At 55.0% G+C, this 25,582-nt stretch carries 26 protein-coding genes; 10 read left to right on the top strand and 16 right to left on the bottom strand.

Annotated elements, in window-relative coordinates:
* Window positions 1-456: 456 nt before the first annotated feature.
* From TH4_RS14095 to der, 3 genes are all read left to right on the top strand, one after another.
* On the top strand, window positions 457-1,107 hold the full coding sequence (locus TH4_RS14095; protein WP_064781627.1) for a tetratricopeptide repeat protein: 651 nt from the start codon (window positions 457-459) through the stop codon (window positions 1,105-1,107).
* A 69-nt stretch (window positions 1,108-1,176) separates the two neighbouring features.
* On the top strand, window positions 1,177-2,511 hold the full coding sequence (locus TH4_RS14090; RefSeq protein WP_231959765.1) for an outer membrane protein assembly factor BamB family protein: 1,335 nt from the start codon (window positions 1,177-1,179) through the stop codon (window positions 2,509-2,511).
* 110 nt (window positions 2,512-2,621) lie between these two features.
* The gene (der, locus tag TH4_RS14085) at window positions 2,622-4,157 is read left to right on the top strand and encodes a ribosome biogenesis GTPase Der (protein WP_064781625.1); all 1,536 of its coding nucleotides are present in this window, start codon (window positions 2,622-2,624) and stop codon (window positions 4,155-4,157) included.
* Window positions 4,158-4,234: 77 nt separating this feature from the next.
* Here the strand turns inward: der and TH4_RS14080 are convergent, their stop codons facing one another.
* From TH4_RS14080 to rpsF, 14 genes are all read right to left on the bottom strand, one after another.
* A complete protein-coding gene (locus TH4_RS14080; protein WP_064781624.1) occupies window positions 4,235-5,047 on the bottom strand; it encodes a hypothetical protein in 813 nt (270 codons plus the stop codon).
* A gap of 44 nt (window positions 5,048-5,091) precedes the next feature.
* Window positions 5,092-5,574: a c-type cytochrome gene (locus TH4_RS14075; protein WP_245227892.1), complete on the bottom strand. Its 483-nt coding sequence runs from the start codon at window positions 5,572-5,574 to the stop codon at window positions 5,092-5,094.
* Window positions 5,575-5,747: 173 nt separating this feature from the next.
* Window positions 5,748-6,461: an SDR family NAD(P)-dependent oxidoreductase gene (locus TH4_RS14070; protein ID WP_064781623.1), complete on the bottom strand. Its 714-nt coding sequence runs from the start codon at window positions 6,459-6,461 to the stop codon at window positions 5,748-5,750.
* The gene (purF, locus tag TH4_RS14065) at window positions 6,458-7,918 is read right to left on the bottom strand and encodes an amidophosphoribosyltransferase (protein WP_063088372.1); all 1,461 of its coding nucleotides are present in this window, start codon (window positions 7,916-7,918) and stop codon (window positions 6,458-6,460) included. Before purF ends, TH4_RS14070 begins: the two co-directional genes overlap by 4 nt.
* A gap of 64 nt (window positions 7,919-7,982) precedes the next feature.
* Window positions 7,983-8,669 (bottom strand): CvpA family protein, encoded by a 687-nt coding sequence (locus TH4_RS14060; protein ID WP_008890535.1) that lies wholly within the window; start codon window positions 8,667-8,669, stop codon window positions 7,983-7,985.
* 58 nt (window positions 8,670-8,727) lie between these two features.
* A complete protein-coding gene (radA, locus tag TH4_RS14055) occupies window positions 8,728-10,140 on the bottom strand; it encodes a DNA repair protein RadA (protein WP_063088371.1) in 1,413 nt (470 codons plus the stop codon).
* Between the two features lie 57 nt (window positions 10,141-10,197).
* On the bottom strand, window positions 10,198-10,974 hold the full coding sequence (locus TH4_RS14050) for an ABC transporter ATP-binding protein (RefSeq protein WP_064781622.1): 777 nt from the start codon (window positions 10,972-10,974) through the stop codon (window positions 10,198-10,200).
* 18 nt (window positions 10,975-10,992) lie between these two features.
* A complete protein-coding gene (locus TH4_RS14045) occupies window positions 10,993-11,766 on the bottom strand; it encodes an MlaE family ABC transporter permease (RefSeq protein WP_008890538.1) in 774 nt (257 codons plus the stop codon).
* A 59-nt stretch (window positions 11,767-11,825) separates the two neighbouring features.
* Window positions 11,826-12,947, bottom strand: a complete 1,122-nt coding sequence (gene alr / locus TH4_RS14040; protein WP_064781621.1) for an alanine racemase — start codon at window positions 12,945-12,947, stop codon at window positions 11,826-11,828.
* Between the two features lie 49 nt (window positions 12,948-12,996).
* The gene (locus tag TH4_RS14035; protein WP_008890540.1) at window positions 12,997-14,535 is read right to left on the bottom strand and encodes a replicative DNA helicase; all 1,539 of its coding nucleotides are present in this window, start codon (window positions 14,533-14,535) and stop codon (window positions 12,997-12,999) included.
* Between the two features lie 204 nt (window positions 14,536-14,739).
* Window positions 14,740-15,354 (bottom strand): 50S ribosomal protein L9, encoded by a 615-nt coding sequence (rplI, locus tag TH4_RS14030; protein WP_008890541.1) that lies wholly within the window; start codon window positions 15,352-15,354, stop codon window positions 14,740-14,742.
* Window positions 15,354-16,292, bottom strand: coding sequence for a DUF2232 domain-containing protein (locus TH4_RS14025; protein ID WP_063088484.1), 939 nt, complete (start codon window positions 16,290-16,292; stop codon window positions 15,354-15,356). Before TH4_RS14025 ends, rplI begins: the two co-directional genes overlap by 1 nt.
* A gap of 47 nt (window positions 16,293-16,339) precedes the next feature.
* Complete coding sequence (gene rpsR, locus TH4_RS14020; RefSeq protein WP_008890543.1) at window positions 16,340-16,573, bottom strand: 30S ribosomal protein S18; 234 nt, start codon at window positions 16,571-16,573, stop codon at window positions 16,340-16,342.
* A 22-nt stretch (window positions 16,574-16,595) separates the two neighbouring features.
* On the bottom strand, window positions 16,596-16,973 hold the full coding sequence (gene rpsF / locus TH4_RS14015; RefSeq protein WP_008890544.1) for a 30S ribosomal protein S6: 378 nt from the start codon (window positions 16,971-16,973) through the stop codon (window positions 16,596-16,598).
* A gap of 643 nt (window positions 16,974-17,616) precedes the next feature.
* Here rpsF and fabD point away from each other — a divergent pair.
* The 5 genes from fabD (at window position 17,617) to mltG (ending at window position 22,100) form a co-directional block, all read left to right on the top strand.
* Window positions 17,617-18,558 carry an ACP S-malonyltransferase gene (gene fabD / locus TH4_RS14010; protein ID WP_064781620.1) on the top strand — a complete coding sequence of 314 codons (942 nt, stop codon included), beginning with the start codon at window positions 17,617-17,619 and terminating at the stop codon, window positions 18,556-18,558.
* A 42-nt stretch (window positions 18,559-18,600) separates the two neighbouring features.
* A complete protein-coding gene (gene fabG / locus TH4_RS14005; RefSeq protein WP_008890546.1) occupies window positions 18,601-19,341 on the top strand; it encodes a 3-oxoacyl-[acyl-carrier-protein] reductase in 741 nt (246 codons plus the stop codon).
* 170 nt (window positions 19,342-19,511) lie between these two features.
* Window positions 19,512-19,748, top strand: coding sequence for an acyl carrier protein (locus tag TH4_RS14000; RefSeq protein WP_008890547.1), 237 nt, complete (start codon window positions 19,512-19,514; stop codon window positions 19,746-19,748).
* Between the two features lie 88 nt (window positions 19,749-19,836).
* On the top strand, window positions 19,837-21,096 hold the full coding sequence (gene fabF, locus TH4_RS13995; protein WP_064781619.1) for a beta-ketoacyl-ACP synthase II: 1,260 nt from the start codon (window positions 19,837-19,839) through the stop codon (window positions 21,094-21,096).
* Window positions 21,097-21,125: 29 nt separating this feature from the next.
* The gene (gene mltG / locus TH4_RS13990; protein WP_064781618.1) at window positions 21,126-22,100 is read left to right on the top strand and encodes an endolytic transglycosylase MltG; all 975 of its coding nucleotides are present in this window, start codon (window positions 21,126-21,128) and stop codon (window positions 22,098-22,100) included.
* A 64-nt stretch (window positions 22,101-22,164) separates the two neighbouring features.
* Here the strand turns inward: mltG and TH4_RS13985 are convergent, their stop codons facing one another.
* Entirely contained in the window at window positions 22,165-22,956 is a 792-nt protein-coding gene (locus tag TH4_RS13985) for an SDR family NAD(P)-dependent oxidoreductase (protein ID WP_064781617.1), read from the bottom strand.
* A 192-nt stretch (window positions 22,957-23,148) separates the two neighbouring features.
* Between TH4_RS13985 and TH4_RS13980 the strand changes: the two genes are divergently transcribed.
* Both TH4_RS13980 and gmk read left to right on the top strand, forming a co-directional pair.
* Complete coding sequence (locus tag TH4_RS13980; RefSeq protein WP_064781616.1) at window positions 23,149-24,033, top strand: YicC/YloC family endoribonuclease; 885 nt, start codon at window positions 23,149-23,151, stop codon at window positions 24,031-24,033.
* 20 nt (window positions 24,034-24,053) lie between these two features.
* The gene (gene gmk / locus TH4_RS13975; protein WP_064781615.1) at window positions 24,054-24,686 is read left to right on the top strand and encodes a guanylate kinase; all 633 of its coding nucleotides are present in this window, start codon (window positions 24,054-24,056) and stop codon (window positions 24,684-24,686) included.
* 23 nt (window positions 24,687-24,709) lie between these two features.
* Here gmk and rsmA read toward each other — a convergent pair whose 3' ends face one another.
* Window positions 24,710-25,579, bottom strand: a complete 870-nt coding sequence (gene rsmA / locus TH4_RS13970; protein WP_064781614.1) for a 16S rRNA (adenine(1518)-N(6)/adenine(1519)-N(6))-dimethyltransferase RsmA — start codon at window positions 25,577-25,579, stop codon at window positions 24,710-24,712.
* Between the last annotated feature and the right edge of the window lie 3 nt (window positions 25,580-25,582).

Genomic DNA, 25,582 nt, shown 5'->3' with positions numbered 1-25,582 from the left:
CAAGTTCAAATCTGTTCCCTTGGCATTTACCAAAGCAAGCCCTGTGCCGAACTGTATCTTTGTCCCCGATAAAACGACATGTGGCACTGATGGTGGGCGTTTTCAGCCCTGTGCATCACCGTCAAAAAGCATCCGGGTGCGGTGATGGTGGCGTTCAAACATTTCAAAGCCGTTTAAAACCGGCGATGTCGCGGGGAAAATGTGTGTCTGGCAGGCAATTCTTTCCCGTTGGGTTTGCTGTGCCCGAATTGGGCCACATGGCGCTGATATCAGCCATGAAACGGTTATTGCGATCCCGCTTAATCCAAGGGCGGGGCAAAATAATCGTAGGAATAACCGGAATGGTGTCGAGCAGACTTGACCCTGTACCCGCTGGCGCGTTAAATCCTTGCCAGAAATTTTTCAGATAAGCGGGCAGGTTGCCCGCTTTATTGTGACCGGATTGGAGCCGTTTTCGTGGTTGATATTTTCCAGGAAGTCGAAGAAGACCTTAAGCGTGAACGCAGCGAAGAGCTGTGGCGCAAATACGGGAAATACGTGATCGGCGTTGCAGCGGCCATTGTGCTGGGGGTTGCCGGTCGTGAAGGCTGGAAAACCTATGAAACCAGCACCAGCATCGAAAACGGTACCCGTCTTGCCAATGCCGTCGAACTGGCACAGGACAGCGCAACCGACGAAGACGCCGCATTGGCTGCCCTTGATGCGATCATTGCTGATGGCAATGCCGATTTTGTCGCGCTTGGTCATTTCCAGAAGGCAGCCGTCTACCTTCGCGCGGATGCAACGCCGTCTGCAATCAGCGAACTCGAAGCGATTGCCGGTAATTCCGACATTGATCAGGTTTATCGTGATCTTGCGGTTGTTCAGATCGCAATGAACAGTGCCAGTGCCGAAAGCGCGCAGGACCTGATCACGCGTCTTGAGCCGATCGCAGTGCCCGAGAATGCGTGGTATTACTCTGCACGTGAAATGATTGCACTTCTGCATATCGCGGGTGGTGAGGTCGAAGCTGCCAAACCGCTTCTGACCGAGATTGCTGATGATAACAGTGCGCCGGCCGGAATGCGCGCACGGGCAAGTGAAATTCTCAAGGCTGTTGGTGCCTGAGGTTCTTCGGGCATCAATGGATCGCAATCCGCGATCCATATGACGTGAGTTTTTTCAGGGGATACGGTTTTGACCACACGCGGTATTAAGTCACTTCTTTGCGTAATGGGCCTGACGGGCCTTTTGGCAGGGTGTTCAAGCTGGCTTGGCGAGGCAGAAGATCCGCCGCTTCCCGGCGAGCGTATTTCTGTCCTTGCCCTGCAAAGCACGGTTCAGCCCGACATTGAACTGACCGACCAGCGCGTGATTTTGCCCGAACCGGAACCGATGGTCGACTGGCCGCAAAATGGCGGCTATCCGAGCCACGCACTTCATCACGTTGCCCTTGATAACGACGTTCTCGAACAGGACTGGTCGATTGATATCGGCGAAGGGTCGATGGATGACAACCTTCTGCTTAATCAGGCGATTGTCGCGCGCGGTGTGATCTTTACCATCGATGCCAGCGCCGAAGTTCGTGCCTTTGCCGCATCATCGGGCAAGCGTATCTGGTCGCTTGAACTCGCCCCTGAGGACGAAGAAGACAGCACGCTTTTGGGCGGCGGTCTGGCCTATGAGGCCGGTGTGATCTATGCCACGACGGGCTTTGCCGAAATCATTGCCATTGATGCGCCAAGCGCGACGATCCTTTGGCGTCAACAGGTCACAGCACCTATGCGTTCCGCGCCGACTGTGCGCGGTGGACGTGTGTTTGCCATTACCATCGATAACCAGACCGTCGCGTTGAATGCGCGCACGGGTGAAACGCTTTGGAACCATCGCGGTGCGTCCGAGGGCGCGTCCTTTATCGGTGGTGCCAGCCCGGCGGTGGATCAGGGCGTTGTCATTTCGGCCTATTCGACGGGGGAACTTTATGCCCTTCGCGTTGAAAACGGTCAGGTGATCTGGTCGGATGCGCTGGCGGCGGCCGGTCGTACCGATGCGGTTTCGGCGATTGCCGATATTCGCGGCCTGCCGGTGATTGATAATGACCTTGTGATTGCGACAAGTAACTCCGGTTTGACGACCGCAATTGACCTTCGCACCGGGGTTCGTGTCTGGGAACTTGAGGCCGGTGGCATCCAGTCACCTTGGGTGGCCGGCGAATATGTATACCTGCTAACCAACACAAATGACTTGATTGCCTTGCGTCGACGCACCGGACAGGTTAAATGGGTGACCGTTCTGCCCCGTTTTACCGATCCCGAGGATCAGGAAGGCCCGATTGTCTGGACAGGGCCGGTACTGGCCGGTGACAGGTTGATCGTTGGTAACGAGCAGGGCGAAGTAATGACTGTTTCCCCTTATAGCGGTGACATTCTTGGTGAGGACGAAGTATCCGGGCCAATTACCCTGCCGCCATCTGTTGCCGGTGACAGCCTTTACTTCCTGACTGCGGATGCCGATCTAATCGCATATCGCTGATCAGGATACAGTTTTAGGCAAGGCGATTTGCCTTGCAGGATTTGCGATGCGCCGTGGGTCAATGTGCCCACGGCGCATAACGCCTTTTATTACGAGAGTCTGAAAATCAGATGTCGCTGAAAGTTGCCATTATCGGTCGCCCCAATGTCGGGAAGTCGACCCTGTTTAACCGTCTGGTCGGCAAAAAGCTGGCGCTTGTGGACGATCAGCCCGGTGTGACCCGTGACCGCCGTTATGGCAAGGCACGCCTTGGCGATATGTCTTTTGACATTATCGACACCGCCGGTCTGGAAGAAGCGTTTGATAATTCCGTCGAAGGCATGATGCGCCAGCAAAGTGAAAAGGCGTTCGAGGAATGCGATGTTGCGCTGTTCCTGATTGATGCCCGTGCCGGTTTGACGCCGCTTGATAACCATTTTGCCGATTGGCTGCGCAAACGCGAGAAGCCGGTCTATGTCATTGCCAACAAGCACGAAGGCCGTGATCAGGATCCGGGCCTTTATGAGGCCTATGGCCTTGGCCTTGGCGATGTCGCGCCGATCTCGGCCGAGCATGGCCTCGGGATCGAGTTGCTCTATGACATGCTTGAGCCTCACTGGAAAGAATGGAAAGACCGCGAACGCGTCGCCAGACAGCATGCACGCGAAGCAGCACAGGAAGCGTTGGATGAGGCCCGTGCGGACAGCCTTGCAGACGAAGATTTCGACGACGACGACGGTTTTGCCGATGATGAAGGTGAAGTCTTCCCGTCCTATGAAATCGAATTCAGCGAGGACGACGAAGACGAAGATGGCGAACTGATTGTCGAAGGCGCGCGTGACAATTCGAAAATCCAGTTGGCAATTGTCGGCCGTCCGAACGCCGGTAAATCAACCCTTCTGAACCAGTTGCTTGGCGAAGAGCGCGTCATGACCGGGCCGCAGGCCGGGCTCACCCGTGATTCGATCGCGGTCGACTGGTCCTATGAAGGCCGCCCGATCCGTCTGGTCGATACCGCCGGTATGCGCCGCAAGAAGAAGATTGATGACCGCGTTGAAAAGCTGTCGGTTGCCGATACGCTGCGCGTGATCCGCTATGCGCAGGTCGTGGTTTTGATGCTTGATGCGACCAACACGCTTGATAAGCAGGACCTGACGATTGCGCGTATGGTGCTTGAAGAAGGCCGTGCGTTGATCATTGCGGTCAACAAGTGGGATGCGATCATCGACAAAAAGGGCGTCATGCAGGAACTGCGTGACAAGCTTGATACGTCCTTTGCCCAGGCCAAGGGTATTCCGGTTCTGACCTTCTCGGCCCTGACCGGACGTGGCACGGACCGCCTGATGCCGACCGTTCTTGATATCCACGATATCTGGAGCCGCCGCATCCCGACATCGCAGCTCAACCGCTGGCTTGAAGCAACCACCGAACGCCATTTGCCGCCGGTTATTTCCGGGCGTCGTATTCGCCTGCGCTATATGACCCAGGCGAAATCGCGTCCGCCAAGCTTCTTTATCAACTGCTCCAAGGCAGCCGAACTGCCCGAAAGCTATACGCGCTATCTGATCAATGGTCTGCGCGAAGATTTCGACATGCCGGGCGTTCCGATCCGTATTTACCTGCGCAGCAGTGACAACCCTTATGCCAACAAGAAAAAGAAACGCTAGTTTCGACTTGTTGCCAAACACAACAAAGCCGCCCGTGGGAAACGAGGGCGGCTTTTTTCTTATTATTGGTCTGAGTTCTAAAAAATATTTTTTATGATCTTGTTGGTGCCCAATACGAGATCGTTGATGTCATCAACAGTCGGTTCGCTTCCTTTTGCATGGCCGCACAGATTTCTTATGTCAGCAAGATGTTGGATAAACCGCCATTGCGGAACTGATATTACCTCCGCTGCTTTCAGAGCTTCATTAAGGTCAGCAATTGTTGGGTTCTTCTTCTTGATAGATATCTTGCGTTGTTTGGCAACTGACTGAAGGTGTTTTTCAATTATTACACCGCAGATAGCCCCAGCGGCGCGAAGAAAGCCGGATTTTGCAAGTGCTTGTGCACTGTCAATTTCACTATCGAAAACGTCTGCTTGTAATAAATTTGTTAGGTCGATCAACGTGCTATTCAATTTTTCACGAGCTGCTTTAACTATATTGAGCTGCTGGACAAACTCTGGAATAGCGCTGCTACCATCAGCTACTACTTCGTTGCCATATCGAGTAACTCGCAACCCCTGTAGCATGTCTTTTATCATGTAGTTCTGGAAGGTGGTTTCTTTCCGTACTCGTGGGTATTCATAATAATTTTGAAAATCAGTAAGTCTGTTGGGGAGTATTTGTGCAATTAAAGACTGCGCTTCGGAGTACCATGATTGGTATGATGTATAGAAATCGGGTAGATCATCTAAGTATTTTTTTGTTTTCTTGGGGTCTTCAAATTTTTCTTCGGCAGCCCTTTTAAACTTTTCAGGCATGAAAATGTACTGCATGCTCATATGCAGCATATCACCTTCCCTGATCAATTCGTCCAATGCCTTTGAGAATTTCTCAAACTTTTCAGTCATGAAGGTGCTTCCTTTAGATAGAGGCTATTGGGCGCTTGTTTTTATCAACGTTTCGTCGGAATGGATGGACCGTTATCGATGATTTCCTTGATATGGTCAGGCAGGTCATCTTCGGTGAAGCCTTCCTGAATTTCACGGTTTTGGACAAAGGCAAAAATATCGGCGATGTCCTGACCGGAAAAATCAATCTGATAGCCAAGGTCGGCGTTTTGCAGGGCGAGCATTTGCGGGGCGCCGCGCCACATGCGCGCGAAAAATTCGAACGGGTTGCGTGATTGATCCATGTTTGACGCATCAAGGCTGGTGGCCACGTCACTGCCAACATTGTTCACCGAATGACAAATCACACATCCGCGTTCTGCAAACAGGGCCTTGCCGCGTTGTGCATCCGTTTCCGGAAGCGAAGCCATTGAAGCACTGTTATCTGCTGCTGTGGCGCTTGTGAGTGCGGCACTGCCGCCAATGGTCACGAGCATGACAGCAACACCCATAGAGTGGATAAATTTGGAAAGGCGGGCGGAATTCATGAAATGCTGTGCTCCGATACCTGTGCGGATTTGAGTTGGTGCCCATGCTATCGGTCAAGTACCTGTGATGGCAATGCATTGATGCGTATTTATCGCCGAATTCGTAGACACGTCGCACTGTACGAAAAAAGGGCCCGTCATGGGCCCTTTGACTATTCGATGTTACTTTAGGATCAGTAAGCGTCAACCACTTCGCCGTGCTTGGTGCAGCTGGCGTCTGCCAGGTCGACAAACACGTCGGTGATGCTTTCGGGGGTCGGAAGCGTTTGGGGATCTTCGCCCGGATAGGCTTCGGCACGCATTTTGGTGCGGATGCGGCCCGGATTGACCAGATTGACCTTGACCTTGGTCTGTTCGAGTTCCTGGGCATAGGACAGAACAAGGCTTTCAAGGGCTGCCTTGGTCGATGCATAGAGGCCCCAGAAGGCACGACCCTTGCTTGATGCGTTCGAGGTCACGAAAATTGCCCGGCCAGCTTCTGAAAGCTGCAAAAGCTTGTCCGTTGTGCGGATCAGGTGGAAGTTTGCCGTGACATTGGTGGCAAAGGTGTTCTGGAACACCTGCGCATCAATGTGACCAACCGGGGCGATTTCGCCCAGAAGGCCAGCATTGCCCACAACGATATCAAGCTTGCCAAACCGCTCATAGATCGTCGGACCCAGCATATCGATCTTGTCGAACATGGTCAGGTCCAGCGGCAGCAGGGTGATCTTGCCACCGGCATCGGTCACTTCGTCACTGAGTTCTTCAAGCGCGCCGACATTACGACCAATCGCAATTACTTGCGCACCCTCGGCGGCAAAGCGTTTGGCAACCGCACATCCGATCCCGTGCGAAGCCCCGGTGATCAGGGCAACGCGACCTTCAAGACGTTTGGTGTCGGTCATGCAGACTGCCTTTCAACCAACTGGCTGAGTTTGCGGTCCTTGTTTTCGGCATTGTGATCGGTGAGCTTGATCGGGTAATCGCCGGTGAAGCACGCATCACAGAAGGCCGGATTATCGTTGTCACGGCCTTCAAGGCCGGTCGCACGATACAGGCCATCAATGGTGACGAAGGCCAGACTGTCGACACCGATGATTTTTGCCATGCTTTCGATGTCGTGATTGGCCGCCATCAGTTTGTCTTTGGACGGGGTATCAACGCCATAGAAGCACGGGTTCATGGTCGGGGGGCTGGTGATGCGCATATGGACTTCGGCCGCACCGGCCTGACGGACCAGATCAACAATCTTGGTCGAGGTGGTGCCACGCACGATCGAGTCATCGACCAGAATAACGCGCTTGCCCTTAAGCTTGCCGGGGTTGGCGTTATGTTTCAGCTTCACGCCAAGGTGGCGGATCTGATCGGTCGGTTCGATAAAGGTACGCCCGACATAGTGGTTGCGGATGATGCCCAGTTCGAACGGAATACCGCTTTCCTCGGCATAGCCAAGGGCGGACGGCACGCCGGAATCCGGGATCGGCACGACAACGTCGGCATCAACAGCGGATTCACGGGCCAGTTCGCGACCGATATGCTTGCGCACGTCATAGACGCTTGTGCCTTCGACAATGCTGTCGGGGCGGGCGAAATAGACATGCTCGAAAATGCAGAAGCGCGATTTTTGCGGCTTGAACGGCTTGATGGAGCGAAGGCCATCATCGGTAATTTCAACGATTTCACCCGGTTCGACGTCGCGGATGAATTCCGCGCCAACAATATCAAGGCCAACCGTTTCCGATGACAGGATATAGGCATCATTGAGCTTGCCCAGAACCAGCGGACGCACACCCAGCGGGTCACGCACACCGATCAGTTTCTTCTGGGTCATGACGACCAGCGAATAAGCGCCTTCAACCTGACGGACCGCATCGATCAGGCGATCGACGATCTTTTCATACAGGCTGGTTGCGATCAGGTGAATGAAGGTCTCGGTATCCGAGGTCGACTGGAAGATCGAGCCGCGTTTGACAAGGCGTTCACGCACCGCAAGCGAGTTGGTCAGGTTGCCGTTATGGGCAATCGCCAGACCACCGAATTCAAAATCGGCAAAAAGCGGCTGAACGTTGCGAAGGCCCTTGCCACCCGCAGTCGAGTAGCGGACATGGCCGACCGCACGGTGGCCGGGCAGGCTTTTGATGACATCTTCGGAGCCGAAGATATCGCCAACCTGGCCGGATGCCCGATGTGCCGGAAAATCTTCGCCGTCATAGGACACAATGCCTGCGGCTTCCTGTCCGCGATGCTGCAGCGCATGCAGGCCAAGGGCCGTTAATGCCGTCGCATCGGGGGAGCCAAAAACGCCAAAGACGCCACATTCTTCACGTAGCTTGTCGTCATCAAATGGATTGGTGGTCAGCATGAGTGGGTTCCGCTCTCTCGCCGGTGGCGCACGGAATTCGTTATTCTTACGAAACCCACACGCCTCACTCGTTAGTGGTCGCCTCAATCAGGCGATCCAAATCATCGCGCGAGGGCCTTGTATACCCGTTTAGGGGCGCGGGTCCAGTCCCTTTTGGTTCCGGACCAAGAAGTTGGCGATAGGTTTTTTCGTTCGCATCGGCCTCACGCTGAGCGCGCTCAAGCTCTTGCGCGGTGGTATCGAAAATTTCGTCAGGTGCCATGCGCATAATGAGGAAGGCACCTTCTTCCAGAACCGGGCGGGTGCGGGCATCACGGACCCAGTCGGGCTGCGAATCTGCTGGCAGCAACCAGGACAGGGCGAGGAAGCCGATACAGACGATCAAGGCCCCGCGCAAAAGCCCGAATACAAAGCCAAGGGTGCTATCAAGGCTATCGAGGCCGGAATTCTGAACCGCCCGGCCAATGCGCCCACTGATGAACGAGAAAATCAAAAACGAAATCAGAAACAGGCCAACCCCGGTTGCCAGATCGGCAATCAGTTCGGACGGGATCAAATCCCGCACATAGGGCCGCGCAACCGGATAGCCATAAAGCGCGACAAGCCCGGCGCCGACCCAACCCATCATTGACAGGGTTTCGTGGATAAAACCGCGGAAAAAGGCAAAGATCCCTGATATCAGCAAAATGCCGACAACAATCAGATCAAACACATCACGTGCGCCAAGATCGGGAAGGGCGGAGAAATCCATTTATGCGTAAACCTTGTTCGTCAGTCCGGGTGGCGGGGCAGTCGTGCTTTGAAGGTGCTTAATACATGCCTTCGCGCGGACGCACCTTGTCGCGGACATCGTCGCCGAAGAGGTTTACCAAATCCTGAAGATGGCCGATTTCGGTCTGATTGAGGCCCTTGATCGACATCTTCTTCTTGCCCTGTGTGCCATTCTTGGGGGTATAGGCATTGCCAAACCCAAGTTTGGTGGCTTCTTTCAGTCGCGATTCGAGCTGGCCTACCGGGCGGACTTCCCCCGAAAGGCCGATTTCACCAACAATCACCGTCTCGCCCGGAACCGGCGCATCGGCGACCGCTGAAATCAGTGCCGCCGCAACCGCCATGTCGGCCGCGGGTTCACCAACCCGCAAACCACCGGCGACGTTGAGATACACATCAAACTGACTAAGCGGCAGGCCACACCGGGCATCCAGCACGGCCAAAATCATGTTCATGCGCGCAGAGTCCCAGCCAACAACCGCACGACGTGGGGTGGCAAGAGCCGATTGCGCAACAAGGGCCTGAATTTCGACCAGCATCGGACGTGTGCCTTCAAGTCCGGCAAAGACCGCCGTGCCGCTGACCGGGGAATCACGATCTGCCAGAAACAGCGCGGATGGGTTGGGGACCTCGACCAGGCCCGCATCACCCATTTCAAACACGCCGATTTCATCGGTCGCGCCGAAACGGTTTTTCACTGCACGGAGGATGCGGAACTGATGGCCGCGTTCGCCTTCGAAATACAAAACCGTATCGACCATGTGTTCCAGCACACGTGGACCGGCAATCTGGCCTTCCTTGGTAACGTGACCGACCAAAAGCACGGCAAATCCCTTGCGCTTGGCGAGGCGGATCAGTTCCAGCGCACAGGCGCGGACCTGTGAAACCGTGCCCGGTGCACTATCAAGGGTGTCGGCATACATGGTCTGGATCGAGTCAATCACCACCACGTCGTGGCTGCTGGCTTCAAGGGTGGTGATGATGTCGCGCAGGCTGGTCGCGGCGGCAAAATCGACCTTGGATTTTTCAAGGCCAAGGCGGGCGGCGCGCATGCGGACCTGATCAACCGCTTCCTCGCCCGAGATATAGGCGCATTTATGCTTGGCGGCCATCGCCCCGACGGCCTGAAGTAGGATGGTTGATTTACCAATCCCCGGATCGCCGCCGACCAGAAGGGCCGACCCCGGCACAAGCCCGCCACCGCACGCACGATCGAGTTCGGTGATACCGCTTATGATGCGTTTCGGGCTGGCACTTTCGCCTTCAAGGGCGACGAATTCGATGGTCTTGCCCTTGGCACCCCCGGCGATGCCGCCGGTGGCCTTGGGGCCGCTTTCAACGCGTTCTTCCTCGATGCTGTTCCATTCACCGCATGCGTCGCAACGCCCGGTCCATTTGCGGTATTCGGCACCGCAGTTCTGGCAGATGAAACGGCTTTGGGTTTTGGCCACAGAATGCTCCGCAGATCAAAGAAGTGTCAGTAAGGGCGTATGTCGGTCAGGCAACGCTCAGAGATGCTTGAGATCAAGTTCAAGCGGACCTTCGATATCACCGGCAACGAATTGTTGCAAATAGGGGTTATCGGACGTGTCGATATCGGCAACCGGTCCATCCCAGATGATCTTGCCCTGATAAAGCATGGCAACCCGATCAGCGATCTTGCGTGCACTTGCCATATCGTGGGTGATGGTCATCGCGCTGGCCCCCAGTTCACGGGTGCATTTGACAATCAGATCATTGATGACATCGCCCATGATCGGGTCAATGCCGGTGGTCGGCTCGTCAAAGAACAGGATTTCAGGCTCGGTCGCGATGGCACGTGCGAGGCCCACGCGTTTTTGCATGCCGCCCGAAAGTGATGCCGGGGACATATTGGCGATATCAGCCGCCAGACCGACATCCTCAAGCCGGGCAATGGCAAGATCGCGGGCCTTGGCGGGTTTCATGCCCTGACCTTCGATCAGGCCAAAGGCGACATTTTCCCAAACGGTGAGTGAGTCAAAAAGGGCAGCCCCCTGAAACAGCATGCCGGTCTTTGCCAGCATGGCATCGCGTTCGGCCTGTGATGCGGTGGTCATTTCGACCCCGTCCACCTTGATAGACCCCTGATCCGGGGTAAGAAGGCCCAGAACGCATTTCAGCGTAACCGATTTGCCGGTACCCGATCCGCCAATGATGGCAACCGATTCACCCTTGGCGACGTCAAGGTCGACACCCTGAAGCACCTTTTTCGGGCCGAAGCCCTTGTGAACGTTGCGAAGCGATATCTTGGCTGTGTTGCTCATGATCCTGTCAACCGGCCCTTATCGCGTGAAGAACAGTTCGGTGACGATATAGTTCGAAATCAGGATAAGGATGGAGCTTGAAACAACCGCATTGGTCGTTGCCTGACCAACACCCTGTGCGCCACCCCGGGAATGATACCCGTGATAGCACCCCATCAGCGTGATTATAAAGCCAAACACCGCGGCCTTCACCAGGCCCGAAACGACATCAAGCTGTTCGAGATACTGGAACGTGTTACGGATATAGGAGCCGTCATTAAAGCCAAGCTTGTTCACGCCCACCAGATAACCACCCATCACCCCGATGATATCGCCGATCAGAACCAGAACGGGCAGGGTGATCAAACCGGCAATCACACGCGGTACGACCAGATATTTGAACGGATTGGTCGACAGGGTCACCAGCGCATCAATTTGTTCAGTCACACGCATGGTGCCGATTTCTGCGGCAATGGCAGCACCGACACGACCCGCCACCATGAGGCCCGCCAAAACCGGGCCCAATTCGCGGGTCATGGAAATGACAACCACGGTCGCAACCGCACTTTCGGCTGAAAAGCGCGAAAACCCGGAATAGGATTGCAGCGCCAGAACCATCCCGGCAAACAGGGTGGTCATGGCGACAACCGGCAAGGAGAAATAGCCGATTTCACGCATCTGTTTGAAAATCAGGCGGAAATAGATCGGTGGTGTGACCATGTGGCCGATGGTGCGACCCGCAAATACCGTGACGCGACCGACAAGGGCCAAAAAGGTCAGAAACATATGGCCAACCGGCGCAAAGATCGGCATCTGTACTTCGAAGTCCCCTGTTATCGACCTGCCGGAATTGTCTGGCTGGCTATTATGATTTAGCTCTCTGTATAAACCCGCCGGTAGCGATGTCCAAGAGAAGTTAGAATTTCATAACCGATTGTACCAGCAGCAGATGCAACGTCGTCAACCGTCATCTTGTCATCAAGAAGCGACACCATATCCCCGGCCTTAAGCGTTTTGCCCGGAAGGTCGGTAATATCAACCGTAATCGCATCCATCGAAACACGCCCGACATAGGGAACTTCATGGCCCTTGATGATCAGCTTGCCGGAATTGGACAGTGAACGCAGCCAGCCATCTGCATACCCGACTGCAAGGGTGGCGATTTTCGATTTGCGTTTTGCCTGCCAGGTGCCGCCATAACCAACTGTCTGAGGCTCATCGATTTCGCGCACCTGAAGGACTTTGACCTTGAGGTTTACGACCGAACGCATTGGGTTGGTGGTTTCCGGCGTCGGGTTTCCACCCCAAAGGGCGATGCCCGGACGGCAGAATTCCAGATGGTAGTCATCGTTGCGGAAAATCGCCGACGAGTTACAGAACCCGCGCGGGGCCGGTGGCAGGCGACGATACCATTTCATGAACAGGTCGTACTGTTCCTTGGTGACCGGGTTGCCGGCCTCATCAGCCGCGACCGGGTGGGTCATGTAACCGGCCTTTTCAAACCCATAGAGCAGGGATGAATAGCGATCGACAAGGTTGCTGACATCATGCGGGGTTAGGCCAAGGCGGCTCATGCCGGTATCAAGATGGATAAAGGCCGGGGCCGGACGTTCATATTCGCGGCACAGGTTTGACCAGCGTTCGATCTGTTCAAGATCATTCAGAACCGGGATGACGTCATTTTCAATAAAGAATTCCTCGTCACCGGGCAGGACACCGTTCAGAACCGCAATGCGACCACCACCACGCAAAACCGGGAACAGTTCGGCGGCTTCGTTGGCTTGTGCCACAAAGAACAGCCGGCATCCCTGCTTTTTCAGGACCGGGACAATGGTTTCGGCGCCAAGACCATAGGCATTCGCCTTTACCACAGCCGCACAGGTGCGCCCGGTATAGCGTTTGGTCAGGGTTTTATAGTTGTCGGCAACTGCTTTCAGATTGATTTGCAGTTCCGCGCACTCGGCAGCACGGCCGACGGCGGGAAGAACGGTCATTCGTAATACCCCGTGGAATCCGTTGGTGGATGGGTGGTTGCCCTATCCTCTATTCATATTCTTCTTCTGTGTGATCAAGATCACCAAACTTGGTGTAGTTCCCGTCAAAGAACAGGCGCACGTTGCCCACCGGGCCGTGACGCTGCTTGGCAACAATAACCTCGGCAGTGTTGTAAACGTGGTTCAGACGTTCCTGCCACTGCGAGTAACGTTCCCCGAACTTGTCGGTGGCTTCTTCCGGACGTTGGGCCGGTTCGGCACGTTCGAGATAGTACTGTTCGCGATAAATGAACATCACGACGTCGGCGTCCTGCTCGATCGAGCCGGATTCACGAAGGTCGGAAAGCTGCGGACGTTTGTCTTCGCGCTGTTCGACCGCACGTGAGAGCTGCGAAAGGGCAAGCACCGGCACTTCGAGCTCCTTGGCAATCGCCTTGAGCATACGGGTAATTTCCGAGACTTCCTGCACGCGGCCATCGCCGCGGAAGTTGGTCGGCGGTGCCAGAAGCTGCAGGTAATCGACGACGATCATCGCAAGGCCGTGCTGACGTTTCAGGCGGCGGCAACGTGTGCGAAGTGTCGATACCGGCAGGGCCGGCGTATCATCGATATAAAGCGGAACGGTATTGAGTTCCTGGGTTGCCAGCAACAGACGTTCAAAATCCTGTTCGTTCAGATCACCACGGCGCATGTTATCGCCCGAAACCTCGGCCGCCTGCGACAAAAGGCGCCCGGCAAGCTGTTCGGCCGCCATCTCAAGCGAGAATACGGCAATCGCCCCGGTTCGGGTTTCATCACGGGTGTCTTCGCCTGCTGCGCGGTTCTGATGCGATGCGATGGCGGCGTTAAACGCGATGTTCATCGCAAGGGCTGTTTTACCCATCGACGGACGACCGGCAAGGATCAGCAAGTCAGATGGGTGCAAACCACCCAGTTTGCGGTCAATATCGCGCAAGCCCGTGGTCACGCCAACAACGCGCCCGGCGTTTTTATAGGCGTGATCGATATTCTCATAGGCCTTGGCCAGGGCAGGGCCAAAGGCGACAAAGCCCGATTCCGCAGAACCGGCTGTTGCCAGCGAGAACAGTTTCTGTTCGGCTCTTTCGATCTGGTTGGTGGCGTCGGTATCAAGTTCGTACTGATAGGCTTCGTTGACGACTTCCTCGCCAAGTTCGATCAGTTCACGACGCAGATACAGGTCATAGACCAGCTTGCCATAGTCGCTGGCATTGATCACCGAAACCAGATTGTTTGACAGTTCGGCCAGATATTGCGCACCGCCGATTTCGGCAAGATGTTCATCCTGCTTGAAATAGGCTTTGAGCGTGACCGGGTTGGCCAGTTGGCCGCGTTCGATCAGCTTGCCGCAGGCCTCAAAGATGCGGCCGTGACGCCCATCAGCGAAATGTTCCGGGCGCAGAATATCAGACACGCGCTCGTAGGCGGCGTTGTTATTTAGGATCGCGCCAAGAAGGGCAGCCTCCGCTTCAAAATTGTGCGGCGCCATGCGATCGAGCACCATTTCGGTGTCGGCGCCATGGTCCGGTTCAAGCGGGGCAAAAAGGGCATCTAAATTGGGATCTGTCATGGGCCGAAAAGGTAGCAGGCATCCGCAAGACCGCAAAGAGCTAATCGGTATAACTCATAGCCGGTATTCCGCCAGCGCAGAGGTCGCAAATGCCGCAGGCTCCTGAAATGCTTTGAAAAAATCGACGGGCTTTGGCGTTAAGGCAAAAGAAAACGGCACATCCCTGCGGATGTGCCGTTTTCAAATCGTTCGAAGAACCTGCGATTAAGCGTTGGTTTCTTCTTCGTCAGCTTCGATTGCTTCTGCAAGGTCAGCCGGAACTTCTTCTTCGAAGAGTTCTTCAGCGGCTTCGAGGGCTTCCTCTTCTTCCGCTTCCATTTCTTCGATGGTGCCAAGAACAGCAGAACCCTTGCGGAGCTGTTCAGCGGCATCTTCTTCGGAACGTGCAACGTTGGCAGTTACCTCAATGATAACTTCCGGGTGCAGGTTGATACGGACCTGATGCAGACCAAGGGTCTTGATCGGCTGATCAAGAACGACCTGGGTACGGGCAACAGTGAAGCCTGCTTCGGTTACTGCGTTTGCGATATCGCGGGCAGTGACCGAACCATAAAGCTGGCCAACGTCGGATGCCTGACGAACGACGGTGACTGCGAGTTCACCCATCTTCTCGGAAACAGCTTCTGCTTCCTTACGGCGTTCCAAGTTGTCAGCTTCAAGCTGTGCTTTCTGTGCTTCGAACACAGAGATGTTTGCTTTGGTTGCACGAAGGGCCATGCCCTGCGGCAGCAAGCGGTTGCGGGCGTGGCCCGGCTTGACAGTGACTACGTCACCCATCTGACCGAGTTTTTCTACCCGCTGGAGCAGAATAACTTCCATCACCGATCCTCCTCATTGCTACGGGTCATCGGTTCTTTCCCCCGCAGCCTGATTAAATGCTCAACAATTCCAAGTCCGGTGATCGCGATAAACGACCAGGTGGACAGAACCGCGACGATGTAAAACACCGTCAGAATTACACGTTTTTGCGGCCATCGGGCTGCCTGCCCATGCACCAGCGCCAATCCCTGAAACAGGAACGGCACTGCCAGTACCACCGCGACGTTGCGCGCCACATAAGCCAGCGAACCATCGGCAAAGCCGACCGTAAATCCGGCCAGGGCAAACACAAACAGTGACCAGCCAGGCAAGGCAAAGGTTGCCATACTTGGTGTCGGACGCAGGTTTTTGCCTGCACGCACCAAAATTGCCTGTGCGATTGCGGCATTGGCGAACAGCATCAAAAGCCAGCTCACCGCCGCAATCGCCGGGAAGTAAGTCTGGAACATACCAATCAGACCCTGAACATCGGATGTCATAGGGACACCCATTTCCGAGTACATCTGGCTCAGGAACTTCGCGATGAAGTCCTGAATGTCCACACCTTCCGCCGTCAGTGTTCCGGTAACGAAGATCATTACCGTCGCGACCATGACGGCCATGGCACTTACTACAATTCCGGAAGGCAGAAAGGCAAGATTGCCATTTTGATCTTTCCGGACGACCAGCGCCATGCGGGTCAACAACATCGCCGGTCCGGCAAACACGACCATAAAGACCGTGAAAGGCAGTAATCCCCCCATAAGAATGAGGGCAATACATGCGGCAAATGCCGCAACCAGCAGGCGTTTGGGCCCTTGCCACAATCCCGTAAGGAAAAGCGGCAGATGCCCGAAGTATGAAAGCAAAAGAGCAAACGGATTTCCTGATAGAACCAGCAGGAACAGAACGGCACTGCCAAGTCCGGTCCCAATCGCTATGAGGGTGTCACGTTGCATCATTTACTCCCGGCCCGAGACCTCAAAAGGGTCTCTTGCCGACTGCCTCAGACCTGGTCTGCGTAGGGCAGCAGCGCCAGGAAGCGTGCACGCTTGATGGCTTTCGCCAGTTCGCGCTGCTTCTTGGCCGAAACCGCAGTGATACGGCTCGGAACGATTTTGCCGCGTTCGGAAACGAAACGCTGCAGCAGTTTGACATCTTTGTAGTCAATCTTCGGCGCATCATCACCCGAGAACGGGCAGGTTTTACGACGACGGAAAAACAGACGACGTCCAGCCATGATATTATCTCCTCGCTATCGGTTAGCCGTTCTGACGGGGACCGCCACGGCGATTACCGCCACGACCGCCGCGCTCGTCGCGGTTGCGCAGAATGGCAGACTGTTCTTCTTCGAACTCGTCAACCTTGACAGTCATCTGACGCAGAACGTCTTCGTTCAGGCGCATCTGACGCTCGTATTCCGCGATCGCGTCTTTGTCAGCTTCGATCTGGAAGAGAGTATAGTGGCCTTTGCGGTTCTTTTTGACACGGTATGCCAGGGAACGCAGACCCCAATATTCGGTTTTGGCGATTTTGCCGCCGAGACCTTCGATGGTCTGGGTCAGCTTTTCGTTCAGACTTTCGACCTGTGCGGTCGAGAAGTCCTGACGTGCGATAAACACGCTTTCGTATTTGCTCATAATACTCCTATTACTCCTTTTGGCTTATCTCTTCCTGCATGACCTCGTGCCATGCAGGCATAGCCGGACAATCCCGGCAAGGAGCCGTGAGACGGCGGAATATACACTTTTCGCCCATGAGTGCAACGCCAAATGCAGCTTTTTGCCGATTACGGGATAGCGCGATGGCTTTGACAGTATCGGCAGAAACCTGCGTGTTTCTGACATCGATCTGTCACTGCGTGAGCATTGCGGTTTCGGGATAACCGACATGCACGCGATTGTGAAGGCGGCGTTTGTCCCTGCATTCGATGTGTCTTCGGACTTAAAGCGACAGCAGGCCTTGGTTTTCCATGGGGCTTCGGCGGTGGAGCTTGTGGATGCTGGGCGCCGGGGATTGTGCGCTGCGCAACAGCCAGTCCTTCGTAAATGACGCAAAATATGCCATAAACGCGCAAATCGGGTGTCAAACCCGAAAGTCACACTATTGTTATAGTGTTATCGCGACGTGCAGTTTTGGGGCGTAAAAAAATCAAACCAACCGCGCCCATCAGGTTTCAGTTCTTGACAGTGCGCTTGCGCACGCTATCAAGGGTGGCTCAATTTCAAGGGGCCGGATTTCGGCACAGTCTTCGTAGAAGCGGACAAGGGTTTATTTAATATAATGACACGCGCACTCGTTTTCCCCGGACAGGGGTCGCAAGCGGTAGGTATGGGCAAGGAACTGGCAGACGCATTCCCAGTTGCCCGCGAAGTTTTCCAGGAAGTTGATGATGCGCTTTCACAAAAGCTTAGCGCGTTGATGTTCGAAGGTCCGGAAAACGAACTGACCTTGACCGAAAACGCGCAGCCGGCCTTGATGGCGGTCAGTCTTGCGGTGACCCGTGTTTTGGAAAAAGAAGGCGGCTTTACCCTGACCGATAAGTGCGACCTTGTTGCCGGTCATTCCCTTGGCGAATATTCCGCCCTTGCAGCCGCTGGTACCTTTGCCATTTCCGATGCCGCGCGCCTTTTGAAAATCCGTGGTCAGGCGATGCAGGCCGCCGTTCCGGTTGGTGTTGGCGCGATGGCAGCCCTTCTTGGTCTTGATTATGTCGACGCGGTTGCGGTTGCCGAAGAAGCAGCACAGGGTGAAGTTTGCACCGCTGCCAATGACAATGCCAGCGGGCAGATTGTTGTTTCCGGTCACAAGGCCGCTGTGGAACGCGCGATTGAGATCGCCAAGGAAAAGGGTGCAAAGCGCGCCGTCTTGTTGCCGGTATCGGCACCGTTCCATTGTGCCCTGATGCAGCCGGCAGCCGATCGCATGGCAGAGGCGCTTGGCGCTGTGACCATGAATGCACCGGGCAAGCCGGTGGTTGCCAATGTGACCGCAGAAAAAACTGACGATCCGGAAACCATTCGTAAACTCCTTGTAGAGCAGGTTTGCGGCACCGTGCGCTGGCGTGAGTCGGTTCTTTATATGAAAGAACAGGGCATCACCGATCTGGTAGAGATCGGCGCAGGCAAAGTTTTGACCGGCATGGTACGCCGTATTGACCGCGATCTGAGTGGCACGGCTGTGAATGGTCCGACAGATATCGAAGCATTCCTCGGCGCTCTGTAAGAGTGTCCGGAACACGAACGAACCCAAAGGGAACGAAAATTTATGTTTGATCTTGCAGGGAAAACAGCACTCGTAACCGGTGCGACCGGCGGTATCGGTGGCGAAATCGCCAAGGTTCTGGCCGAAGCTGGTGCGAAGGTTGCTCTGTCGGGCACCCGTCAGGAACGCCTCGAAGCGGTTGCTGCTGAAATCGGTGGCAACGCGGTTGTTGTTCCGGCCAACCTTTCGGATAAAGAATCGGTCGATGGCCTGATCAAAAATGCCGAGGAAGCCCTTGGTGGTCAGCTTGATATTCTGGTCAACAACGCCGGTATCACCCGTGATCAGCTTGCCATGCGTCTTAAGGACGAAGACTGGCAGGCGGTTCTTGATGTGAACCTGACCTCGGCCTTCAAGCTTGCGCGCAACTCGCTTCGCGGCATGATGAAGCGTCGCCACGGCCGTATTATCAATATCACATCGATCGTTGGTGTGACCGGTAACCCAGGCCAGACCAACTATGCCGCTGCCAAGGCCGGGATGATCGGTTGGTCAAAATCGCTGGCCCAAGAGGTTGCGGCGCGCGGAATTACGGTTAACTGTGTGGCACCGGGCTTTATTACCACGGCCATGACCGAAGAACTTGGAGATGCCCAGAAAGAAAAGCTTTTGGGCGGTATTCCGGCAGGTCGCATGGGCGACAGCAAAGAGATCGCAGCAGCGGTTCTGTATCTTGCAAGTGACGAAGCAGCTTATGTCACAGGACAGACCTTGCATGTGAATGGCGGAATGGCGATGATTTAACCCGTTGCGGGTTGCCTTCTTTTCTGTTTAAAAGAGGCCGCTATACCAAATATTGAAACTGGCGATTGTTCGTTGCCGGTTTCCGGTTCCCGGGAACTCCTTCAATAGGGGGACACAACGGGTACCACGTGTAAACTAACTGACAGAAAACCTATTGAAGGATTTGAGCTATGAGTGATGTCGCAGATCGCGTGAAGAAGATCGTTGTCGAGCACCTCGGTGTTGAAGAAGACAAGGTCACTGAAAACGCAAGCTTCATCGACGATCTGGGCGCAGACAGCCTGGACACCGTTGAGCTGGTTATGGCGTTTGAAGAAGAATTCGGTTGTGAAATTCCGGATGACGCGGCTGAAAAAATTCTGACCGTTAAAGACGCGATCGACTTCATCGAAAAGGCGGACAGCTAAGTTTGCTGTTAGACATGGGCGCCTAGAGGGCATCCTCAGGCGCCCTTTTCGTCTTTGCTGGATTCATAGAATAAAGGCGTAATGCGGGATGAGACGCGTAGTTGTTACCGGTATTGGTGCTGTTACTCCGCTTGCTAGCGGGGCACAGAATACTTGGCAGAAACTGCTGAACAGCCAATCCGGGATCAAAAGCATCGATACGTTTGACGTGTCGGATATCCCTGCCAAAATCGCAGGCCTCGTGCCGCGCGGTGAGGGTGACGGACTTTTCAACGCTGAAGATCATGTCTCGATCAAAGACATGAAGAAAATGGACGATTTTATCGTCTATGGGATTGCTGCTGCTGATCAGGCGATTGCGGATTCTGGCTGGAAGCCGGAAACCGACGAAGATCAGGAAGCAACCGGCGTTTTGATCGGTTCTGGGATCGGTGGGTTGCCCAAGATTTCCGAGGCAACTGATCTCGTCAATAACGGCAAGACCCGTCGTGTCAGTCCGTTCTTCATTCCGTCTTGTCTGATTAACCTGGTTTCAGGTCAGGTTTCGATCAAACACGGTCTTAAAGGTCCGAACCATGCGGTGGTTACCGCCTGTTCGACCGGTGCACACGCCGTTGGCGACGCATCGCGCATGATTATGCTTGGCGATGCCGATGTCATGGTTGCGGGTGGTGCCGAAGCTGCTGTTTGCCGTCTTGGCATGGCGGGCTTTGCTGCTGCACGTGCGCTTTCGACCAGTTACAACGACACACCGACCGAAGCATCCCGTCCGTGGGATGAAGGCCGTGACGGTTTCGTCATGGGCGAAGGTGCGGGCTGTGTTGTTCTAGAAGAATACGAACACGCCAAGGCGCGTGGTGCCAAGATTTACGCCGAAGTTGCTGGTTACGGCATGTCGGGTGATGCTTATCACATCACCGCACCGGCCGAAGACGGCAATGGTGGCTTCCGTTCGATGCGCAATGCCATCCGCAATGCGGGTCTGAACCCGGAAGACGTTGATTACGTCAACGCACACGGCACCTCGACTCCGCTGGGTGATGAAATCGAACTGGGTGCGGTCAAGCGCCTGTTCGGTGATCACGCCCAGAAAATGTCGATGTCTTCGACCAAATCGGCAACCGGTCACCTTCTGGGTGCGGCCGGTGCGATTGAAGCAGTGTTCTCGATCCTTGCGATCCACGAAGGCGTTGTTCCGCCGACGTTGAACCTGCGCAATCCGTCCGAGGCATGCAAAGGCATCGATCTGGTTCCGCTTGAAGCCAAACAGCGTAAAGTCAATGTCGCTCTGTCGAACTCGTTCGGCTTTGGCGGCACCAACGCATCGCTTGTTTTCAAGGCCGTTTAAACAGCAGAGCAACCCCCGGGAGCATTCCCTTGAAGCGTTTTCTGCTTTTTATTGGCTTTCTGATCATCACCGCTGCTCTCGCCACAGGTGGGGCAGCGGTGTATGTTTATGTGCAATACACATCGCCCAGCAATTTGGCGCAGGAACGCGACATCATCATCCCGCAGGGGACCGGTGTGCGCGGTATTGCCGAGATTTTCCAACGTGAAAACATCATCACCGAACCACTGATCTTCCTTGCCGGGGTTCGCGTCAGTCAGCTTGACCGGTCACTGCGGGCGGGGGAATACCACTTCCCGGCCCGGGTCAGCCCGAAACAGGCTGCTGAAATTCTGGCCTTTGGGGATACGGTCAAACGGTTCGTCACCATCCCCGAAGGTCTTCGTTCCGGCGAAATTGTCGATCGGATCAATCTGGTGGATGGATTAAGCGGCGAGATCACTGATATTCCGGCCGATGGCACCTTGTTGCCCGAAACCTATCAGTTCTCGTTTGGCGATACGAAGCAAAGCATCATTGATCGCATGCGCGCAGCCCATGATGAAATGGTCAAACAGCTTTGGCCAAGCCGTCAGGAAGGTCTACCGTTCGACACCATTGAAGAGGCGGTCATTCTGGCCTCCATCGTTGAACGCGAAACCGGCGTCGCTGGCGAACGGGCAAGGGTCGCTGGGGTGTTTATCAATCGTCTGCGACGCGATATGCGTCTGCAGTCTGATCCGACAGTTGCCTATGCGCTCAGCCCGGGAAAGCGTCTTGAACGTCCTTTGACGCGCAAGGATTGGCGTTTTGAGAGCCCCTATAACACCTATGTTACCAGCGGCTTGCCGCCGGGGCCGATCACCAATCCGGGGCGCGATGCGTTCTATGCCGTCCTGCATCCGGCTGCGACGGAAGATCTGTACTTCGTTGCAGACGGGACGGGTGGGCATGCCTTTGCCCGGACCCTTGATGAGCATAATCGCAACGTTGCCAAGTGGCGTCGCATCCGCGACGGGCAGTGATCACGCCAAAGAGTTCGAACCAAATGATAAAGGCGGCATCAATCGGATGCCGCCTTTATGCTTCTTAGTGTTCGCCGTGGCTATCGGGCGATGATGTTTTCTTCGGGATCCGGGATGCCGCAAGATCCATCAACCATTGCGGTGTCATCTTAAGCATTCCGATAATCAGGTTCATTTGCCAGGGGAAGGCGATCATGCCCTTGTTGCGTTCAAGGCCCCGCACGATCTTCTTTGCGGCCTTGTCGGCCTGCATGAAGAATGGCATCGGAAAATCATTGGCATCGGTGATCCGGCTCTTAACAAAGCCCGGGCAGATGACATTGACCTTCACGCCATCGGGCGCTAATGCACCACGCAATCCTTCGCCGTAAACCCGAATAGCCGCCTTGCTGGCGCAATAGGCCGGGGCAGAGGGCAATCCACGCCAGGATGCCTGGGAGGCGACCAATGCGACCTGACCGCGTCTGCGCGCACGCATAACCTTGATCGCCGGATCAATCGTGTTCAGGACACCGGCGACATTGGTGGCAAAGATATCGCGAACCTGTTCGGGGCTTTCGCCAAGGCCACCGGTACCGGCCGAAATGCCGGCATTGGCAATAACGAGGCTGAGCTGCGCAATTTCATCGCAATGGGTGACATAGGCGTCCATTGTTTCGCGGGACGTCACATCGAGAACATCGGCATAAACATTGGCCCCGGCGGCGCGACAATCATTTTCCACCAGTTGCAAGCGCGTTTGATTGCGACCGCTGATAAAAAGGGTCACGCCGGTGCGTGCGAAATGGCGGGCGAGGGCAGCGCCAATACCCGAACTGGCACCGGTGATCAGAATGGCATCGTACTGAAAGGACATTGTTGCTCGTACTGGGTTTTGAAATAAGGAAATTGATTTTTGCGGAACATGCTGCAGCAATAGGGCAGCATTATGAAATACGGCTTATGTTTACCATATTGTCGTTATCGCGTGATGATCGGTGTTCACCCTTGGCGGGACACGGGCCAATGGTTATAAACGCCCAAACACAAAAGCGAACTGGATGAAAAGATGACCGTTTCAAGCATGACCGGATTTGCGCGCGTTGATGGCGCTGCCGATGGTTTCGGCTGGACCTGGGAACTGCGCAGCGTCAATGGCAAGGGGCTTGATGTTCGCTTGCGTCTGAATGGCGGGTTTGAGCGTCTTGAAGCCAAGGTGCGCGATGCGGTTTCCAAGCGGTTCAAGCGCGGCAATATGGGCGTGACCCTGAATGTTACGCGTTCCGGCGATAGCAATGCCTATTCAGTGAACCGGGAACTGCTTTCCGAACTGGTCCAGATCGCTGAGGAGTTTGACAATACCAGCAGCCTGTCGGCAGGCACCATTGCAGATCTGATGAATGTGCGCGGCGTGCTTGAGGCCTATGAGCCACAGCAAGACGAAGCAACCCGGGACGCCAATGATGCCGCCGTGCTGGCAAGCCTGAATGAGGCCATCGATCAGATGGCCGCCCACCGGGCAGAAGAGGGCGAAAAACTTGACGCCATGCTGCGCGGCCATGTCGATAATATCGAGGCGACTGTTACACGTGCTGAAAACTGCGAATCAGCGCGTGCCGACGCCATCAAGGATCGTCTGAAACGCCAGGTCGAAGAATTGATGGATGCGGGCAAGTTCGACCCCGAACGCCTGCATCAGGAAGCAGCGATTTTGGCGACCAAGGCCGACATCCGCGAAGAGATTGATCGTCTCAAAGCCCATATCAGTGCAGCACGTGATATGTTGACCAAGGGTGGCGCAATCGGGCGTAAGCTTGACTTCCTGTGCCAGGAGTTCAATCGCGAGGCCAATACGCTGTGCTCAAAGGCCAATGATATTGAACTGACCAATTGCGGCATGGAGCTTAAAGTGATCATTGATCAGCTCCGCGAGCAGGTCCAGAACGTCGAATAAGCGGCAGGGAAGGAAACATCATGATCGATCCGCATAACCGCCGTGGCGTGATGCTGGTGTTCTGTGCGCCGTCCGGTGCCGGTAAAACGACCATCACCCGTCAGTTGCTTGAAAATGATGACAAGATCTCCTTGTCTGTTTCGGCAACAACTCGTGCAGCCCGCCCCGGCGAAGAAGAGGGTACTCACTACTTTTTCAAGTCGGTCGACGATTTCAAACATATGATTGCTGATGACGCACTGCTGGAATGGGCAGAGGTGTTTGGCAACTACTATGGCACGCCCATTGGGCCGGTTGAAAAGGCGCTGTCGGAAGGCCGCGATGTGTTGTTTGACATCGACTGGCAGGGTGCCCGCCAACTGCGCGACAAGGGCGGCGATGACGTTGTATCGGTCTTTATCCTGCCGCCGTCATCGGGTGAGTTGGAACGCCGCCTGCGTGATCGCGGCCAGGACGCCGATGACGTGATTATGAAACGCATGGCCAAGGCCGGTGCGGAGATCAGCCATTGGGAAGAATTTGACTATGTGCTGATCAATGATGATCTCGATCGTTGCATCGCCGATGTTCAGCACATTATCGGTGCCGAACGCATCAAGCGCGAACGCCAGACGGGCTTGCCGGGCTTTGTCAAAAAACTTCTGACAGACTGATACCGGATACGAAAATGGCCGCTTTACGAAGCGGCCATTTCATCATGAACCTGTGTCAGGCGGACAAAATCCGCAACACTGAGTTCCTCGGCCCTGACAGTTTCGGTAATCCCGGCCTTTGCAAGCAATTCACCAACATTGATGTTCAGGGTCTTAAGGCTTGCGCGCAGCATCTTTCGCCGTTGACCAAATGCGGCCTGGGTAATTTTGGCAAGGCTATCAAGATTGATGTCGGTGCAACGATCTGCCTTGGGGCGGAGTTGCACGACGGCAGAGGTCACTTTCGGCGGTGGGGTAAAAGCACTGCGGTGGACATCAAACAGGATGTCGCAGTCACACAGATACTGACACAGCACGGATAGACGTCCATAGGCTTTGCTTTTCGGGCGAGCGACGACGCGCTCAGCCACTTCCTTTTGAAACATCAGGGTCAGGCTGGCGAACTGATCAATCTGCATCAGCCAGCCCAGCAATAGTTGCGTGCCGACATTATAGGGCAGGTTGGCGACGATCTTGCGCGGGGCCGGGCCCAATGTTGTGACATCGACCTCAAGCGCATCGCCATCAATGACGTGAAGCGCACCGGGGTAATGATTGCTGATCTGTTCCAGAACCGGTTGGCAGCGCGGATCACGCTCGATCACGGTCAGGTTCTTTGCACCGTTAAACAGCAACGCACGGGTCAGGCCGCCGGGCCCCGGACCGATTTCAATCACGGTGGCATCATCAAGCGGTGCGGCCGCACGGGCAATGCGCCCGGTCAGGTTCAAGTCAAAAAGGAAGTTCTGGCCGAATTTCTTTTGCGCGGAAAGATCATGGGTTGCGATCACTTCGCGCAGCGGCGGAAGGCCATCATTGGCAAGCTTGCCAGTATTGTCATTGTCTTCTGACACGTC

This window comes from Thalassospira tepidiphila MCCC 1A03514 (assembly GCF_001662875.1).
GTDB lineage: Bacteria > Pseudomonadota > Alphaproteobacteria > Rhodospirillales > Thalassospiraceae > Thalassospira > Thalassospira tepidiphila.
Note: the sequence above shows the minus strand (reverse complement) of the source record. Positions and strands in the feature narration are given on the sequence as shown.